The following is a 16,455-nucleotide window of genomic DNA, read 5'->3' as shown; positions in this document are numbered from 1 at the left end:
CCCGGCCGGGCCCCCGGGTGCCGGCGGACACCAGGTGCGTGAAACATCGTGACCACTGGGCTGGGGGGCGTCACGTCATCCGCGAGCGAAGGGTTGACCCCCGAATGCCGTCGCGAAAAGATCGGGTCCCACGGATGTCACCGGAGCACGCCGAAGGACCACACCATGGGCATCATCCAGGTCGACCTTTTTGTCACTCTCGACGGCGTCTACCAGGCGCCGGGCGAGCCCGACGAGGACCGTGAGGGCGGCTTCGCCCTCGGCGGCTGGCAGGGAGCGTACTTCGACGCCGAATCGGGCGAGACGATCGGCGCGGGTATCGAGCGTCTGGATGCCCTGCTCCTCGGTCGCAAGACCTACGACATCTTCGCCGGCTACTGGCCGGCCCGCGACGAGGACGACCCGATCGCCGCGAAGTTCGACGCGGTGCCGAAGTTCGTCGCCTCGCGCACGCTGACCGACCCGTCGTGGGAGGGGACCACGGTGCTGACGGATGTCGCGACCGAGGTGCGAGCGCTCAAGGACCGGTTCGACGAGGTCCACGTCATCGGCAGCGGCGACCTCGTGACGACCCTGCTGAAGGAGGATCTCGTCGACCGGCTGAACCTCTTCCTCTATCCGCTGGTCCTGGGGTCGGGCAAACGCCTCTTCGGAGACGGCACCGTTCCGGCCGCGTTCACCGTGGGGAAGCCCCCGCGGGCTTTTCCGAAGGGAGCGATCTCGCTCGTCTACGAGCGGGCCGGCGAGCCGATCACCGGCGTCGACATCTCGGAACCGGCGCAGTAGGCGACCCCATGCCGTACTGACATCTGTACCGGGACCACGATCGGACGGAGATCCCGAGATCTCGGAGACGACGGCGGTCCGCCCACCTCGAGAAGGACTGCGCGATTCCCGTTCAGTTGTCAGGAAATGCGGTGGAGCGGTCCGCGGAATTCCGCGGATTTCGCCACCGCAATCGGTAACCGATTCTTCGATCTATTCGTCACCGTCTGTCCACAGGCCCTGCTGCCGGCCCAGCGCTCTCGCATGTCCATACGTGTATCTCGCCGGGCTGCGTGCTTTTCTGGCCAACCGTCGGGTCGAGGAGGGCGGGCTGTCGGTGGGCATCACTGCAAGGACCCCTGGGTGCTGCACTTGAAGCGACTGGGCTCCCCTACGACTGCACCGAAGCCGCCCTGCTCCCGCTGCTGCGGCTGGCCGTCACCCTCATCCACCGTCGCCGGCTGCGCCAGGCGACCGAGTCATGGGACCAGGTGCCAGCAGCCCCGCCATGGGCAACCGGGCGTCGGGTCCAGCGATGCCGTCGCCGTCCACGACAAGGTGCCCGCACCCGTCGGCACGTGCTGCAGGCACTTCGCGGGGGCCGGCCGATCGGGATGTTTCCGAGGAGCGGGCTTCAGCCCCTGAGGCCGATCAGCGCTCCCGCTCGTTCTTTGGGGGTCCACTCACGACCAACGAGAAATGGCTCGCCCGGTCCAGTAAGACCGAGCGAGCCGCAGACACCAGAAGGCGAGTTCTGTATGTCCACCACGAACACTACCCCACCACTGTCCCACTCGGAGGTGGTGCCATGGCACCAGCTCACAGCGCGAGCCGCCACCTGGGGCACTCTCGCCGCCGGCGAGGAACGCATGGACCCGGAATGTCAAGACCGGTCTCGTCGGCGGGGTCCGCATCGACCGATCCGCAACACCGGCGACGACGGTCAGCTACCTCACCCGGTCCTTGCAGCAAATGGCCGTTGCCGGCGAAAGATGGGTGGCGCTGCTTCGGCGCGACGCACGACCCCGGGCCAAGCGGCCCTACCAATTGGTCTCCGACACTCGCAGCATCGGTCAGGGCGAGGTCCACGGCTCGAACAAGGAGCCGGCGCCGGATCCGGTCCACGTTGCTCCGCCCATGGCCCTCGACGACCGGCTTCGAGGTTCTGTCGGTCCCCTGTGAGCCTGCAGCAGTGCGGATGCCGCGGCGGCGTCCACGGCGGGGAGCTGCACTGGTTAAACGAGCACGGCGCGCTCCCCCACGCGGACATCGTGCGCGGAAACACCGGCTGGGATCTGATCCTCACCCACAGCAACGCCGTCGGCGCCGCCTCGGGCCGACCGACCCCGGACGTCGGTCTTCCGCGACTGGGATCAACGACAGGGGTCAGGGCCCGTCTACCCTGATGACGTCTTCCTCACCCTCGAGGTGGCTCGCATCGAGTCGAACCGTGGCCTCGGTGAAGTGCACGTCCCTTTGGCCCTGCAACCGGACGAAATCCCGGGCTGACCCATCGTTGACCCCGTTCTGCTCGAGTTCACGACGAGTACCGCGCAACCCGTGGCCGAAGGAGAACGTCCGGTACCGGGGCCCGGTCTCGGTGTCTCGTCGGACGACTCCTGTGCCGGTCCGGGAGGTGCTGACCGTCCACTCCTGTTCCTGGGCAGGTCCGCTGGCGTTCCTGGCGCCCGGCCTGGGGAATCTATAATCCGGACAGGTGGAGGGAGACGGCGATGCGCGACGAGGAGGTCTTCGTACCCTACGGCCCCACGCATTGGGCTGCTCTGGGCCTCTGCGTCCTCGGTGCGGTGGCTGTGGTGATGCTGGGCCGTCGCCTACGGGACTCCGAAGCCGAGGTGATCTTCTCTCGGGCTTTCGCCCTGGTGCTCGCCACGTATACGGTGACGATGCTCGTCTACCGGTGGTGGCCGGGCAATTTCGACGTCCACATCTCTCTGCCGGTCCACCTCTCGGATCTCGCGTGGATGGTCGCTGTCGTCGCCCTGTGGACACGGGCCCACTGGGCGGTGACGCTCACCTACTACTGGGGACTTACTCTCAACCCGCAGGCCATCCTCACCCCGGCCCTCGACTCGCCGGACTTCCCCCACATCGACTTCATCGACCTCTGGGTCCAGCACATCCTGGTGCTCTGGGCCGCCCTGTACCTGATGTGGGGACGCGGCGGCCGCGTCGACTGGGGCAACTACCGCCTGGCCCTGATCGTCACTGTCACGTGGGCGATGGCGACTTTCGGGCTCAACAGCTGGCTGGGGACGAATTACGGCTTCCTCAACGGGAAGCCGAACAACCCCTCGATCCTCGACCTGTTCGGGCCCTGGCCGTGGTATTTGCTGGTGGAGTTCCTCATCGTCACCGTGGCGTGGGCGCTCATCACCTGGCCGTGGACGATCCGGCGGCCGAGCACGGCCGAGACCCGGGGTGATGGAGCAGGCTGAGACAACAGGGCATCGATGCAGGCCCGCAGGGCAGCGGCGAGTGGCCTGCCCCTCGGGGACGGTCCGGTGCAACGGTGTGTGGTTTTTCGTCCGTGGCGAGGGGCGCAGGCTGTTCGTCGCCGGTGGAGTGACGCCGGCGATGGCCGCAGTGTCCTCATGGGGCTGCACCAGCTGTCTCCTGGCGGGTCACCACTGCCTACGTGGTGTCCGTGGCCAGCCCTGCGTCGAGGCCCGCCGGTCGATTGCCGACATCCTCCACGCCCTGGACTGGAGCCTGATCGGGGTGCGCTGCTCCCACGACGCGAGCACCGGGATCGACAACCCCGGGGCCGTGGTTCGCCGTCCGGCTGCGGGGCTCGTCCGTGGTTTCGGGAGCTGAAGAAGGCACCTTGCACGGCCGATGGCGCCAGACGGGGAATACCGACCAGAGGCCACGTTGTACGGAATCGATCAGCTGGTGTACCAGAACTCGTCGAAGGAGTACTTCTGGCCTCGATAGGCGTAGCGCTCACCTTCATAGGCGTAGGTGGCGATGGCCTCGTCGTTCGCGTCGTACTCGGTCAGGACGAAGGCCTGTCCGCTGTTGACCACGGTGTTGTCCCCGACGTGCTGGGCGCTGGAGACGATCGCGGAGTAGGGCACCTCGAGGGACTCCACCTGGGTGTAGGTGCGTTCGTTCTCGTCCACCAGGTAGGTCCTGATGTAGGAACGTTCCTCCGGGTCGGTGCCCTGGACCGTGGAGGTGTCCTCCGGGACGGGGCCGGTGTAGTCGTCTCTGCTGAGGATCCGCCAGTAGGCGTTGTCGAAGATGCTCAGATAGTGCTGTCCATCGGCCAAGGTGTCGTCCTCATGACGGACCACGGTGTGCTGGCCGCCGGTGTCGGAGAAGTCCCCTACCTTCTCGAGCAGTGCCTCTTCGTGGCCGCTGCCCTCCCACAGCTCGTCCACGCCGATCAGGTACTCCAGGACCGGTTCGCCGTGGACGTCACCGACCTTGATGATCGTCGAGTTCTCCCGCCCGCTGACGACCACCGAATCCTCGCCGTCGTGGACGTCCACCGAGTTCAGGTGCAACCAGTCATCGACGATCTCCCCGTCGGAGTTCGGTGCCTCATAAGGATCGGTGAGATCCTTGTACCCGGCCAGCAACTCCGTGAAGTCCACGACCTCTTCGTATTCCCCTGTGGCGAGGTCCAGGGAGAGCAGGACGTCCTCGATGCTCTCTCGCGAGGTGTCGGAGGCGAGGATCAGGGCACGGCCGTCATCGGTGAGGGCGAAGTCGTGGTGCATCGCGAACGGTCCGAGGTCGTAGATCTCCACGACCCGGCCCAGACCGTCCACCCGGGAGAGGACGCTGTCGTCCGTGGGGTAGACCAGGGTGTTCCCGTAGGTCTCGAAGCGGTCGAGCATGTGCCCGTCGATGGGCAGCTCCGCGCGCATGGTTCCGGCGTTGTCGAACAGGAAGCCGTAGCGACCGGGCTGGTACAGGCCGCTGAGCAGGAACAGCCCGTCCGTCAGCTGCTCCGGATCCCCGGCCACGGTGCGCTCGAGCTGGGTCGGGTAGCCGGCCTCGCTCTCGGGGGCGGTGACGGTGAAGGTGTGCTCCACCGGTTCGCCGGCTTCGGGCCGCCAAGTGGTGGTGACGGCGTTCTGCGCCCCGGGGACCAACCCGATCAGCTGGCCGTTGAACACACCGGAGTCCTCGTCGTGGTCCACGGCCGTGCGGGTGAAGTCCTCGGTGCCTGCGCTGCTGACCGTGTACTCCAGGACGCCGTCACCGTCCGTGGTGAACCGGGTGTAGAGCCCGGTCGTGCTGGTGCCGTAGGGGTTGAGCACCAGCAACGGCTGCTGGGGGCCGGAGCCCTGGTCGTGCAGCTCCTCCAATGACGCCTCCACGGCCGCCTGCACCTCGAGGTCGAAGGCGGAGGGGATCTCCTCGGTGTCCTCCCGGGTCACGGTGACCGTGCGGATGTCCGTGTCGGAGCCCTCATAGTCCTCCACGACCACGTCCAGCCCCGGGGGCACCGTCGGATTCGCGATCCGGGCGGACGCCGCTTGGCTTGGGGCCGTCTGATCGGGGCCCGAGGCGTCCCCGACCGCGCACCCGGCGAGCAGCAGGACCGAACACAGGCCCAAGGTCGTCTGGCGGAGAACGGAATCGGACGGCATGAGCACCTCGGCGGGATCGGCGACGCGGACTCTACGAGCGTATCGGCGATGCCCCTCGCACGGCGGACCTGGCACGGCATGTCGTGGCTGGTCAGAAGGGGTTTTGGGTAGGAGGCGTGGACAAGAACGGGACGACGAGGGCAACCGCCATCAGTGGCCAACCCAGCACACCGATCAGCTGGGCGGCCCCTCGGCTGCCGACGTCGTAGCGGCGGTGGCCGTCTCGGACACCACCACAACTTTCGGACCGATGGGTGCTGGTGAGCTCGGTGCCGAGACCGCCCGGATCGCCTGGTGGCTCCGGCAGACCTGCACTCCCGAGCCCATGACGGTGCGGGGTGATCACGGCGCCCTGTCCGGCCCCGGGCTTTGTGGTGGTCTCCAGGTCCTGGCCGGCCATGACTGCCTCACCGCCGTCGATTGTGCGGCTGCAGACCTATCTCCCTTTCGACCGTTGAGCTCCCGTGGTCCTGTCCGGCTGACGGGCTGCCCGGCGGGTACCGCGCCGTCCGGTAGACCGTGGGCGGAACTATGGCGGAGAGCTCTCCGGGTCACCGCTCGGGGGTGCGGGCAGATCGGCGTGGCCGACCTCGTACTCGGTCACGTCCAGGATGCGGGACCCCGAGGTGGCCGCAGCACGTTCCCGGATCTGATCCGCAGCCTGCCGGGTGGCGGTCAGAGCCTGTTCGTCCGCCCAGAAGGTGATCGACACGGAGCGCCCGGTGGATCGCTCCACCAGGCTCACCGCGCCCCGGTATCCGGGCAGTGCTTGGATCTGCGGCAGGATCTCGGCGCGCAGGGCGTGCAGGCCGGCGTCGTAGTCCTCCGGATAGCCACCTTCGTAGGTGCTGACGCGTGCGTACATGGACTGCTCCTCCCCTTCGAGGGTGAGACGACAACCTGTTCCTCGGCGCAGCTGATCGGGTCCGGGCTTCCCCTGGCGGATCATGCCCACGGGCAGAGAGGTCAGCAGCACGGTGGGAACGGGGTGCCAGCGACGAGAAGGGGAACACCACTGCCCGGGGAAGTCGGTGGTCTCCGGTGTTCGGGTCTGGCAGGGTCACATGTGGCTGGAGGCGGTACACGGCCCCCCGGCCCGTACCGCCTCCAGCGCATGTCCCCGAAGCCGACTGCCGGTCCTGCTGGTCGCGCCCGCTCACAGGACCCGTTTGTCCCCTTGTCGAGCGGCGTCAGTCTCGGGTCTGACGACAATCCGGACTCGCCCCCCGGCGCATCCTGATCACCCTCTGCCCACCACCATGGACGATGCCGCTGACCAGGGACAACAGTATGCGAAATGTTGCGACGTCGTCGCTGAATTCCTCGATGCTCGTGCGCCCAACACTGGAGCAACTCCGCCCCTCCCTGTCCAGAGAGATGGGGTGCGTACGGCACCCCGTCAGACTCACGGCCTCTGAGCCGCCGGAGAACCGTGAACCCCGAAGGTCAGCCGAACTCGGGGCAGTGCCTAAAGTTGAACTGAATAACACACCAGTTGAGGGGGTTGCCGCACCTACCGGCGCGGCAACCCCCTCAAACTTGGTCGGCGTCTCACAGTGGCGTCTCACACCTGATCACATCAGAGCAATGCTCAGATGGAACGGCCGATCTGCTCACATAGGGCTACATTGCTCAGATAGGTCGGGATCTCACACGGGATCAGAAGTCCCAGTCCTCATCCTCCGTGTTCACAGCCTTGCCGATCACGTAGGAGGAGCCCGAGCCGGAGAAGAAGTCGTGGTTCTCGTCGGCGTTCGGGGACAGCGCGGACAGGATGGCCGCCGAGACGTCGGTCATCTCCTTCGGGAACAGCGCCTCGAAGCCCAGGTTGTTCAGGGCCTTGTTGGCGTTGTAGTGCAGGAACTTCTTGACGTCCTCGGTCCATCCGACACCGTCGTAGAGGGACTCGGTGTAGCGCACCTCGTTCTCGTAGAGCTCCTCGAGCAGCTCGTAGGTGTAGAGCTTCAGCTCGTCCTGACGCTCCTGGGACTCCTGGGCCAGGGCGCGCTGGAACTTGTAGCCGATGTAGTAGCCGTGCACGGCCTCGTCTCGGATGATGAGGCGGACCAGGTCGGCCGTGTTCGTGAGCTTGGCCCGGGAGGACCAGTACATGGGCAGGTAGAACCCGGAGTAGAAGAGGAAGGACTCGAGCAGGGTCGAGGCCACCTTCTTCTTCAGCGGGTCGTCGCCCTTGTAGTACTTGATGACGATGTCGGCCTTCTTCTGCAGGTACGGGTTCTCCCGGGCCCAGCGGAAGACGTCGTCGATGCTCTTCATGGAGGACAGCGTCGAGAAGATGGAGGAGTAGGACTTCGCGTGCACCGACTCCATGAACGCGATGTTGGTGTAGACCGCCTCCTCGTGCAGCGTGACGGCGTCCGGGATCAGGGAGACGGCCCCCACGGTGCCCTGGATGGTGTCCAGCAGCGTCAGGCCGGTGAAGACCCGCATGGTGAGCTCCTGCTCCTCCGCGGTGAGCGTCTTCCAGGAGGGGACGTCGTTGGAGATCGGCACCTTCTCGGGCAACCAGAAGTTCGCGGTCAGCCGGTCCCAGACCTCGTCGTCCTTCGGGTCCTCGATCCGGTTCCAGTTGATGGCCTGGGCCTGGTGGTGGAGCAGCTGCACCTTGTCGATGCTCTCGCTCTTCTCCAGAGTCATGATCTGTCTCTTCCTCGAACGGGGTGGGCCCCCACGCGCGTCCTGCGGACGCGCGCGGGGAGTTTCTGGGTGGGCGCCGGGGCTCCGGCGGTCAGAGCATGCAGGAGACGCAGCCCTCGACCTCGGTGCCCTCGAGCGCCAGCTGGCGGATCCGGGAGTAGTACATCGTCTTGATGCCCTTGCGCCACGCGTAGATCTGCGCCCGGTTGATGTCCCGGGTGGTGGCCGTGTCCTTGAAGAACAGGGTCAGGGACAGGCCCTGGTCCACGTGCTGGGTGGCCGCCGCGTAGGTGTCGATGATCTTCTCGTAGCCGATCTCGTACGCGTCCTGGAAGTACTCCAGGTTCTCGTTGTTCATGAAGGGCGCCGGGTAGTACACGCGGCCCAGCTTGCCCTCCTTGCGGATCTCGATCTTCGAGGCGATCGGGTGGATCGAGGACGTCGAGTTGTTGATGTAGGAGATCGACCCGGTCGGCGGCACGGCCTGCAGGTTCTGGTTGTACATCCCGTGCTCCATGACCGAGGCCCTGAGCTGCTCCCAGTCCGCCCGGTTGGGGATGTGCACGCCCGCCTCGGCGAACAGCTGCCGCACCCGTCCGGTGGCCGGGGCCCACTCGCGGTCGGTGTACTTGTCGAAGTACTTCCCCGACGCGTACTGGGACCGCTCGAAGCCGGCGAACACCGCCTGGCGCTCCTTCGCGATCTCGTTCGACGCACGGACCGCGTGGTACGTGACCGTGTAGAAGTAGATGTTCGTGAAGTCGAGGCCTTCCTCGGAGCCGTAGTGGATGTGCTCCTTGGCGAGGTAGCCGTGCAGGTTCATCTGTCCGAGACCCACGGCGTGGGACATCTGGTTGCCGCGCTCGATCGAGGGCACCGAGGTGATGTCGGACATGTCCGACACCGCGGTGAGGCCCCGGATCGCGGTCTCCACCGACTGCCCGAAGTCCGGGGACTGCATGGTCAGCGCGATGTTGAGGGAACCGAGGTTGCAGGAGATGTCCTTGCCGACCTCGTCGTAGTTCAGGTCCTCGTGGTACGTGGACGGCTCGGAGACCTGGAGGATCTCGGAGCACAGGTTGGACATGATGATCTTGCCGTCGATCGGGTTGGCCCGGTTGACCGTGTCCTCGAACATGACGTAGGGGTAGCCGGACTCGAACTGGACCTCGGCGAGGGTCTGGAAGAACTCGCGGGCGTTGATCTTCTTCTTGGTGATCCGGCCGTCCGCGACCATCTCGTGGTACTTCTCGGACACGTTGACGTCCGAGAACGGCATCCCGTAGACCCGTTCCACGTCGTACGGGGAGAACAGGTACATGTCCTGGTTCTTCTTGGCCAGCTCGAACGTGATGTCCGGGATGACCACGCCCAGGGAGAGGGTCTTGATCCGGATCTTCTCGTCCGCGTTCTCCCGCTTGGTGTCCAGGAAGCTGTAGATGTCCGGGTGGTGGGCGTGCAGATACACCGCACCCGCGCCCTGGCGGGCGCCCAGCTGGTTGGCGTAGGAGAACGAGTCCTCCAGCAACTTCATGATGGGGATGATGCCCGAGGACTGGTTCTCGATCTTCTTGATCGGGGCCCCGGCCTCACGGACGTTGGTCAGCGCGAACGCCACGCCGCCGCCCCGCTTGGACAGCTGCAGGGCGGAGTTGATCGACCGTCCGATGGACTCCATGTTGTCCTCGATGCGGAGCAGGAAGCAGGAGACGAGCTCGCCGCGCTGCTGCTTGCCCGCGTTGAGGAACGTGGGGGTCGCCGGCTGGAAGCGCCCGGCGATGATCTCGTCGACCAGCTGCGTGGCGAGCAGCTCGTTGCCGTCGGCCAGGTAGAGGGAGACCATGACCACGCGGTCCTCGAAGCGCTCGAGGTAGCGCTGGCCGTCGAAGGTCTTCAGCGTGTAGGACGTGTAGAACTTGAACGCGCCCAGGAAGGTCTCGAAGCGGAACTTCCGGGAGTACGCCCGCTTGGACAGCTCCTTGATGAACTCCGTGCTGTACTTCGCCAGGATTTCGGGCTCGTAGTACTGGTGCGAGACCAGGTAGTCGAGCTTCTCCTCGAGGTCGTGGAAGAAGACGGTGTTGTTGTTCACGTGCTGCAGGAAGTACTGCCGGGCGGCCTGCCGGTCGGCGTCGAACTGGATGTGGCCGTCGGCGTCGTAGAGGTTCAGCAGGGCGTTGAGCTCGTGGTAGCCCAGGCCCCGGTACTTGTCCGGGACGCGCGTGTCCTCGTGGCCGGGCTCGACGCTCACGCCCGGAGCTGCGGAAATTGTCGCCAAAACTGTTCCAATCCTTGATTGACCTGGTGGACATCCTCGGGGGTGCCCATGAGTTCGAACTTGTAGAGGACGGGGACGCCGCACTTGGCCGCGATCTTGTCCGCGGCCAGGCAGAACGCCGGCCCGAAATTGGTGTTGCCCGCGCCGATGACGCCGCGCAGGAGCCGCCGGTTGGTCTCCTTGTTGAGGAACTTCACGACCTGCGGCGGGACGGCCCCGCTGCCGTTGGGGCGCCCGTACGTCGGGGCGGCCAGCACGAAGGGCTCGGTGATCTCGGGGGGCTCCTCCCCGGTCAGAAGAGGAAGGCGCAGCACGCGGGCGTCGAGCTTCTCGACGAAGCGGTGCGTGTTGTTGGAGACCGAGGAGAAGTAGACCACCAGCGGGGCGTGGTTGTCCGGTGCCGCGGCGTCGTCGCCGTGGTCCTGCTGAGCGGTCCCGGGTCGGGTGCCGGGGTGGTGCGTGCTCATTGCTTCCGCGCTCCGGGAGGGGTCGGTGGTGGACGGACCGGGGCGCCGCGGGGAAGCGGGCGGCGCTCCGGCCTCAGGCCGAGAGGAGAACGGCCAGGGAGGTGATCTTGTCCGGACGGTAGCCGGACCAGTGCTCGGTCGCCGTCTCGACGACCGGCACCTGCTGGTAGCCGAGGGCCAAGACGTGGGCCAGGGCGGCCTCGTCCTCGGTGACGTCGACGACGTTGTACTCGATGCCCTTCTTGGTCAGGGCCCGGTAGGTGGCATTGCACTGGACGCAGGCCGGCTTGCTGTACACGGTCACGGACATCGCTGTTTCCCCTTGGTCGGTCGGGTGGTTGGCGGGGGAGATCCGGGACTTCCGCAGACTCTGCGGCGGTGAAGGGGTCTCTCCGGTTGGCTGATTTCAATACTACATCTAGTGCCAGGAAGGGGAAGCGACCCCTAGATGCAGTGGTGGAGGTTGTCCACAGCTCCCTTCTCTCTATCCCCAGAACAACCCTCGACCATCCACAGGGGCCTCCGCAGGGGGTCGCGGATTTCCGCCGCCGGGGACCCGTTGTGCACAGGCTGTGCGCACCGCGGGACACTCGGCCGGTGGACAGGATTAATTTTCGGACACGGCGTGTCGGGTCCGGCGGCGGGGTCGGCGCAGACCGACCGCCGCGGCGGCCAGCCGGGCCCGCAGACCCCGGTAGGGCGGGTAGACGACCCGCAGCGTGTCAGGGGCGAGAGGCTTGTCCAGGACCGCGCGCGCGTGGGAGAACGTCGTGAACGAGAACTTCCCGTGGTAGGCGCCGGTGCCGCTCTCCCCCACCCCTCCGAACGGCAGCTCGGGGCTGGTGAGGTGCAGCAGCGGGGCGTTGAAGGATAGTCCGCCGGAGGACGTGCGCCGGCGGAACAGCTCCTTGACCGACCGCTCCTCGCTGAACACGTACAGTGCCAGCGGCTTGTCCCGGGCGGTGATCAGCTCGACCGCGTGCTCGGCCGAGGCGACCGGCACCAGGGGCAGGACGGGCCCGAAGAGCTCCTCGGCCATGAGCGGGCCGTCCGGGGCGGAGCGCACCACCGTGGGCGCGAGGTAGCGCTCCCCCGGCTCGGCCGTCCCGCCGCAGACGACGTCGTGGGCGGGGACCTGGTTCAGGAGCCCGGTCAGCCGCTCGAGGTGGCGTCCGGTCACGATCCGCCCGTAGGAGTCGCTGGAGTACGGATCCTCGCCGTAGTGCTCCTCCACCGCTCGCACGAGCTCCGGCTCGAGGGCGGCGAGTGTCTCGGGGGTGCCCAGCACGTGGTCCGGGGCCACGCAGGTCTGGCCCGCATTGAGGAACTTCCCCCACACGATCCGCCGGGCGGCGGTCCGCAGGTCGGTCGAGCCGTCCACCCAGACCGGGGACTTCCCGCCCAGTTCGAGGGTCACCGGGGTCAGGTGCCGGGCCGCGGCGGCCATCACGATCCGGGCCACCGTCCCGTTGCCGGTGTAGAAGACGTGGTCGAAGCGGTGCTCGAGCAGCCGCGTGGTCTCCGGCACGCCGCCCTCGACCACGCTCACGCAGTCGCCCAGGTAGCGTTCGAGCAGCTCGGCCAGCACCCCGGAGACGGTCGCGGAGACCTCGGAGGGCTTGACGACGACGGTGTTGCCGGCGGCGAGCGCTCCCGCCAGAGGGCTCAGGACGAGCTGGACGGGGTAGTTCCACGGCGCCATCACGAGCACGGTCCCGAGGGGCTGGTGCTCCACGTGGGAGCGGGCCGGGGCGATGCTCAGCGGGACGGTGACCCGGGCCGGGGACATCCAGCGACCGAGCTCCTTGCGGATCCCGGCGATCTCCTCGAGGGTGAAGCCGAGCTCGGTCAGCCACGCCTCCGCCGGAGGCTTGCCGAGGTCCGCGGCCAGCGCCCGCTCGAGCACCGTCCGGTTCTCCCGGACGAGGTCCTCGAGCCGGTGCAGCCGGTCGAGCCGCGTCGCGAGGTCGACGTCGGGGACGAAGGCCGCGCGGGCACGGTCGACGGCGGCGTCGACGGCCGGGAAGCCCTCCGGGCCGTCCGCCGGTGCGGGAACGGGGGCGGTGACGGTGCTGCGGGTGCTGGTCATGGCTCCAGGGTAGGGCCCCGCTCGGACGTCACAGACCGGCAGGGACCTGCGCCGGGCCCCGGTGCAGCGGTCCGGACGGTCGGGGCGGCATGCACGGACGTTCCGGGCGGCACGGACAACCGGTCCGGCTGTCGGTCAGAGCAGGCCGTGCTCCGCGAGCTGCCGGGAGATCGATGCGCCGTCGTTGCCCTCGATCCAGAGCGTGCCCTCGGGGATGGTCACCCGCCGCTCCTCGTTGACCAGCGGGGTGCCGGCCAGCACGGCCTCCGCCGGGGACAGATTGCGGATCACGATGGCGGCCACGTGCTCGGGATAGCGGTGCACGAAGCCGCTGTAGATCTCGGGGTCGTGCTGGCCGTCGTCGCCGATGAGGATCCACCGCACGTGCGGGAAGTTGCGGGCCAGCCGCTCGAGGTTCTGCACCTTGTGGGCGGCCCCGGCCCGGAACCACCGGTCCGTGGTGGGGCCCCAGTCGGTGAGCAGCAGGGCCCCGGCGGGGTAGGCGTTGCGCGTGAGGAAGCGGCGCAGGGTGGGCGCCACGTTCCACGCCCCCGTGGAGAGGTAGAGGAACGGCGCCTCGTGGTGGCGGTGCAGCAGCCGGTCCATCATCACCGCCATCCCGGGGGTGGGCGTGCGGGCGTGCTCGTTGAGCACGAACGAGTTCCAGGCCGCCAGCATGGGGCGGGGCAGAGCAGTGACCATGACCGTGTCGTCGACGTCGGAGACCACCCCGATCCGCTGCTCGTCCGCCACGATGAAGACGCCGGACTCGACCGTCTCGGAGCCCTCCGTCTGCATCCACACGGTGTGCTGGCCAGGGGTCAGGGACACTTGCAGGTCGACGTCGACCACGCCGCCCTTGTCGGCCACCAGGTGGAACTCGAAGTCGTCGATCCAGACATTGACGTGGGCGAAGGCGATGGGCACCGAGGTGAACGAGCGCCAGCCGCGGATCGACTCGGCGCTCTCGTCGGTCGACTCGATGAGCCCCCGGGTCTTCAGCAGGGCCCGGCCCAGGACGCGCACGTGGTGCTCGGAGCCGTACCCTTCGAAGGCCACCATCACCGGGATGTCCCCGCGGGCCTCGGCGCGCCGCTGCCGGAACCGGTGGAGCCGCTGCTCGAGGCGGTAGCCCACGTTGATGGCTTCCTCGGTGACCTGGTCGACGGTCTGTTTCAGCTCCGAGCTGCTGGATTTCTTGGCCATGGGGCCAGTGTTCCACAGCGCACACCCAGGATGCGGCGGCGCCCGCGGGGCGGAGCGGACCGGGCATCCGATCCGCTCCGCCCGCACGCACTCCCCGTCCCGCGGGGTGGTCCGCGACCCGGCCGCGGGGTTGAGGACGTGCTCGGTGGCGGCCCCGGCGCCGGTCCTCGATCCAGCGGCCGGGGTTGAGCACGCCGTCCGTGCCGGCCCCGGCATCAGTCCTTGATGTAGCCGTTGGGGTTGAGCACGTACTTCGTGGCGGCCCCGGCGTCGAACTCGGCGTAGCCCTGCGGTGCCTCCTCCAGCGGGATGGCCTTGGCGTTGACGGCCTTGGCGATCTGGATCTTGTCGTGCAGGATCGCCATCATCAGCTGCCGGTTGTACTTCATCACCGGGCACTGCCCCGTGGTGAAGGCCAGGGACTTCGCCCACCCCGTGCCGAGGCTGATCGACAGGGAGCCCTTCTTGGCGGCCTCGTCCACGGCCCCGGGGTCCCCGGTGACGTACAGGCCCGGAATGCCCAGCGCCCCGCCGGCGGCGGTGATGTCCATCAAGGAGTTCAGCACGGTGGCCGGGGCCTCGTGGGAGGCGTCCTTGCCGTGCCCGCGTGCCTCGAAGCCGACGGCGTCCACGCCGCAGTCGACCTCCGGGACGCCGAGGATCTGCTCGATCTGCTCGCCGGGCGAGCCCTTCGAGACGTCCACGGTCTCACAGCCGAAGCTGCGCGCCTGTGCCAGCCGCTGCTCGTTCATGTCGCCCACGATGACCACCGCGGCTCCCAGCAGGTGCGCCGAGGCCGCCGCGGCCAGCCCCACCGGTCCGGCGCCGGCGATGTAGACCGTGGAGCCTACGCCCACCCCGGCCGTGACCGCGCCGTGGTAGCCGGTGGGCAGGATGTCGGAGAGCATGGTCAGGTCCATGATCTTCTCGAGGGCCTGGTCCCGGTCGGGGAACCTCAGCAGGTTCCAGTCCGCGTAGGGCACCAGCACGTACTCGGCCTGCCCGCCGACCCAGCCGCCCATGTCCACGTAGCCGTAGGCGGAGCCCGGCCGGTCCGGGTTCACGTTGAGGCAGATGCCGGTCTTGCGCTCCTTGCAGTTGCGGCACCGCCCGCAGGAGATGTTGAAGGGGACGGAGACGATGTCCCCGACCTGGACGAACTCGACGTCCGGGCCGCACTCGACGACCTCGCCCGTGATCTCGTGACCGAGGACCAGGTCCGTCGGGGCCGTGGTGCGCCCGCGCACCATGTGCTGGTCCGAACCGCAGATGTTCGTGCTCACCGTCCGGAGGATGACCCCGTGCGGGACCTTCCGCCCGATGTTCGCCTCGTTGATCCCCGGGGCGTCCTTGAGCTCGAACTCGGGGTACTCGGTGTCGATGACCTCGACCTTGCCGGGACCCTTGTAGGCGACCGCTCTGTTCCCTGCCATCATGACCTCTTCCGTGGTGGATGTCCGTCATGGGCGTCCACGGTGGGTCTCCACCCTGGACGCCCTCGTCCCCGACGGATCTCGCCACGCTGTGACCTGAGCCCACTGTGACCCAGGACACGGAGAACGGCCGCCGGTGGAGCAGACGCTAACAGGACATGTCAACGAGCGGAAGAGAAGGGAGCTGGGAGCACGAACGCCAAAAGAACCCGCCCCGCGCGATGCGGAACGGGTTCTTTCGTCCTGGTGGAGCTGAGGGGACTCGAACCCCTGACCCTTTGCATGCCATGCAAATGCGCTACCAGCTGCGCCACAGCCCCAGGCCGTTACCTCGGAGACATTATCACAACCTCGAAAAGCTTCCTCTCAGTCACCCTTTTCCGGTTGATCCAGTGCCTCGCTGGGCAACGCATTCATAGTAGACAGCCGATCAGGCTCCAGGCAAATCGTCGGTGGCGGGCGCCGGAGCGGTACCACCCGCGGCCGGTCCGACGTCCACCACGGGACTGTCCCGCCACAGCCGCTCGAGGGCGTAGAAGGCCCGGTCCTCATCGTGCTGGACGTGGATCACCACGTCGCCGTAGTCCAGGAGCACCCAGCGTCCCTCGGAGCGTCCCTCGCGGCGGATCGGGCGCAGCTCGAGCTGCTCGACCAGCTTCTCCTCGATCTCGTCGACCACGGCGTTGACGAGTCGCTCGTTGGAGGCGGAGGCGACGAGGAAGGCGTCGGTGATGCCCAGCGCCTCGCTGACGTCGAGGGCCACGATGTCGTGCGCCTGCTTTGCGTCGGCCGCGGCGGCCGCGACCTGGAGGATGGAGAGGGAGAGATCGTTGACAGTCAAGGAGGATCCTTTCCCGGCGAACCGGAGGTACCGTCCCGTGGGGACGGATGGAGTGGGCGAGTGGTGCAGATACGAGTGGTGCAGGACAGC

12 protein-coding genes and 1 tRNA gene are annotated in these 16,455 nt (G+C 67.5%); 2 read left to right on the top strand and 11 right to left on the bottom strand.

The genetic code is table 11. The features are described 5' to 3' along the window. Positions 1-165: 165 nt before the first annotated feature. Together ACFYE1_RS06965 and ACFYE1_RS06960 are read left to right on the top strand one after the other, a co-directional pair. The gene (locus tag ACFYE1_RS06965) at positions 166-786 is read left to right on the top strand and encodes a dihydrofolate reductase family protein (protein ID WP_387741298.1); all 621 of its coding nucleotides are present in this window, start codon (positions 166-168) and stop codon (positions 784-786) included. A gap of 1,712 nt (positions 787-2,498) precedes the next feature. Beyond that, positions 2,499-3,224, top strand: a complete 726-nt coding sequence (locus ACFYE1_RS06960) for a YwaF family protein (protein WP_387741296.1) — start codon at positions 2,499-2,501, stop codon at positions 3,222-3,224. Positions 3,225-3,674: 450 nt separating this feature from the next. Here ACFYE1_RS06960 and ACFYE1_RS06955 read toward each other — a convergent pair whose 3' ends face one another. The 11 genes from ACFYE1_RS06955 to rsfS all read right to left on the bottom strand — a co-directional run bounded on the left by ACFYE1_RS06955 (position 3,675) and on the right by rsfS (position 16,365). Further along, positions 3,675-5,393: an aryl-sulfate sulfotransferase gene (locus tag ACFYE1_RS06955; RefSeq protein WP_387741294.1), complete on the bottom strand. Its 1,719-nt coding sequence runs from the start codon at positions 5,391-5,393 to the stop codon at positions 3,675-3,677. A 529-nt stretch (positions 5,394-5,922) separates the two neighbouring features. Next, on the bottom strand, positions 5,923-6,258 hold the full coding sequence (locus ACFYE1_RS06950; RefSeq protein WP_387741292.1) for a hypothetical protein: 336 nt from the start codon (positions 6,256-6,258) through the stop codon (positions 5,923-5,925). A gap of 794 nt (positions 6,259-7,052) precedes the next feature. Next, positions 7,053-8,051: a class 1b ribonucleoside-diphosphate reductase subunit beta gene (nrdF, locus tag ACFYE1_RS06945; protein WP_387741290.1), complete on the bottom strand. Its 999-nt coding sequence runs from the start codon at positions 8,049-8,051 to the stop codon at positions 7,053-7,055. 91 nt (positions 8,052-8,142) lie between these two features. Next, positions 8,143-10,302 (bottom strand): class 1b ribonucleoside-diphosphate reductase subunit alpha, encoded by a 2,160-nt coding sequence (gene nrdE, locus ACFYE1_RS06940; RefSeq protein WP_387741289.1) that lies wholly within the window; start codon positions 10,300-10,302, stop codon positions 8,143-8,145. Further along, entirely contained in the window at positions 10,299-10,796 is a 498-nt protein-coding gene (gene nrdI, locus ACFYE1_RS06935; protein ID WP_387741287.1) for a class Ib ribonucleoside-diphosphate reductase assembly flavoprotein NrdI, read from the bottom strand. Before nrdI ends, nrdE begins: the two co-directional genes overlap by 4 nt. A 73-nt stretch (positions 10,797-10,869) precedes the next feature. Next, on the bottom strand, positions 10,870-11,106 hold the full coding sequence (gene nrdH, locus ACFYE1_RS06930) for a glutaredoxin-like protein NrdH (protein WP_017834611.1): 237 nt from the start codon (positions 11,104-11,106) through the stop codon (positions 10,870-10,872). A gap of 297 nt (positions 11,107-11,403) precedes the next feature. Beyond that, on the bottom strand, positions 11,404-12,885 hold the full coding sequence (locus ACFYE1_RS06925; protein WP_387741285.1) for an aldehyde dehydrogenase family protein: 1,482 nt from the start codon (positions 12,883-12,885) through the stop codon (positions 11,404-11,406). Between the two features lie 135 nt (positions 12,886-13,020). Continuing rightward, positions 13,021-14,091: an App1 family protein gene (locus tag ACFYE1_RS06920; protein ID WP_387741283.1), complete on the bottom strand. Its 1,071-nt coding sequence runs from the start codon at positions 14,089-14,091 to the stop codon at positions 13,021-13,023. A 215-nt stretch (positions 14,092-14,306) separates the two neighbouring features. Continuing rightward, complete coding sequence (gene fdhA, locus ACFYE1_RS06915; RefSeq protein WP_387741282.1) at positions 14,307-15,524, bottom strand: formaldehyde dehydrogenase, glutathione-independent; 1,218 nt, start codon at positions 15,522-15,524, stop codon at positions 14,307-14,309. Between the two features lie 244 nt (positions 15,525-15,768). Then, positions 15,769-15,844: transfer RNA gene (locus ACFYE1_RS06910), tRNA-Ala, on the bottom strand. A gap of 110 nt (positions 15,845-15,954) precedes the next feature. After that, the gene (gene rsfS, locus ACFYE1_RS06905) at positions 15,955-16,365 is read right to left on the bottom strand and encodes a ribosome silencing factor (protein ID WP_387741280.1); all 411 of its coding nucleotides are present in this window, start codon (positions 16,363-16,365) and stop codon (positions 15,955-15,957) included. Positions 16,366-16,455 lie beyond the last annotated feature (90 nt).

Origin of the sequence: Kocuria nitroreducens (assembly GCF_042879195.1) — a bacterium.
Classification (GTDB): domain Bacteria; phylum Actinomycetota; class Actinomycetes; order Actinomycetales; family Micrococcaceae; genus Kocuria; species Kocuria nitroreducens.
Note: the sequence above shows the minus strand (reverse complement) of the source record. Positions and strands in the feature narration are given on the sequence as shown.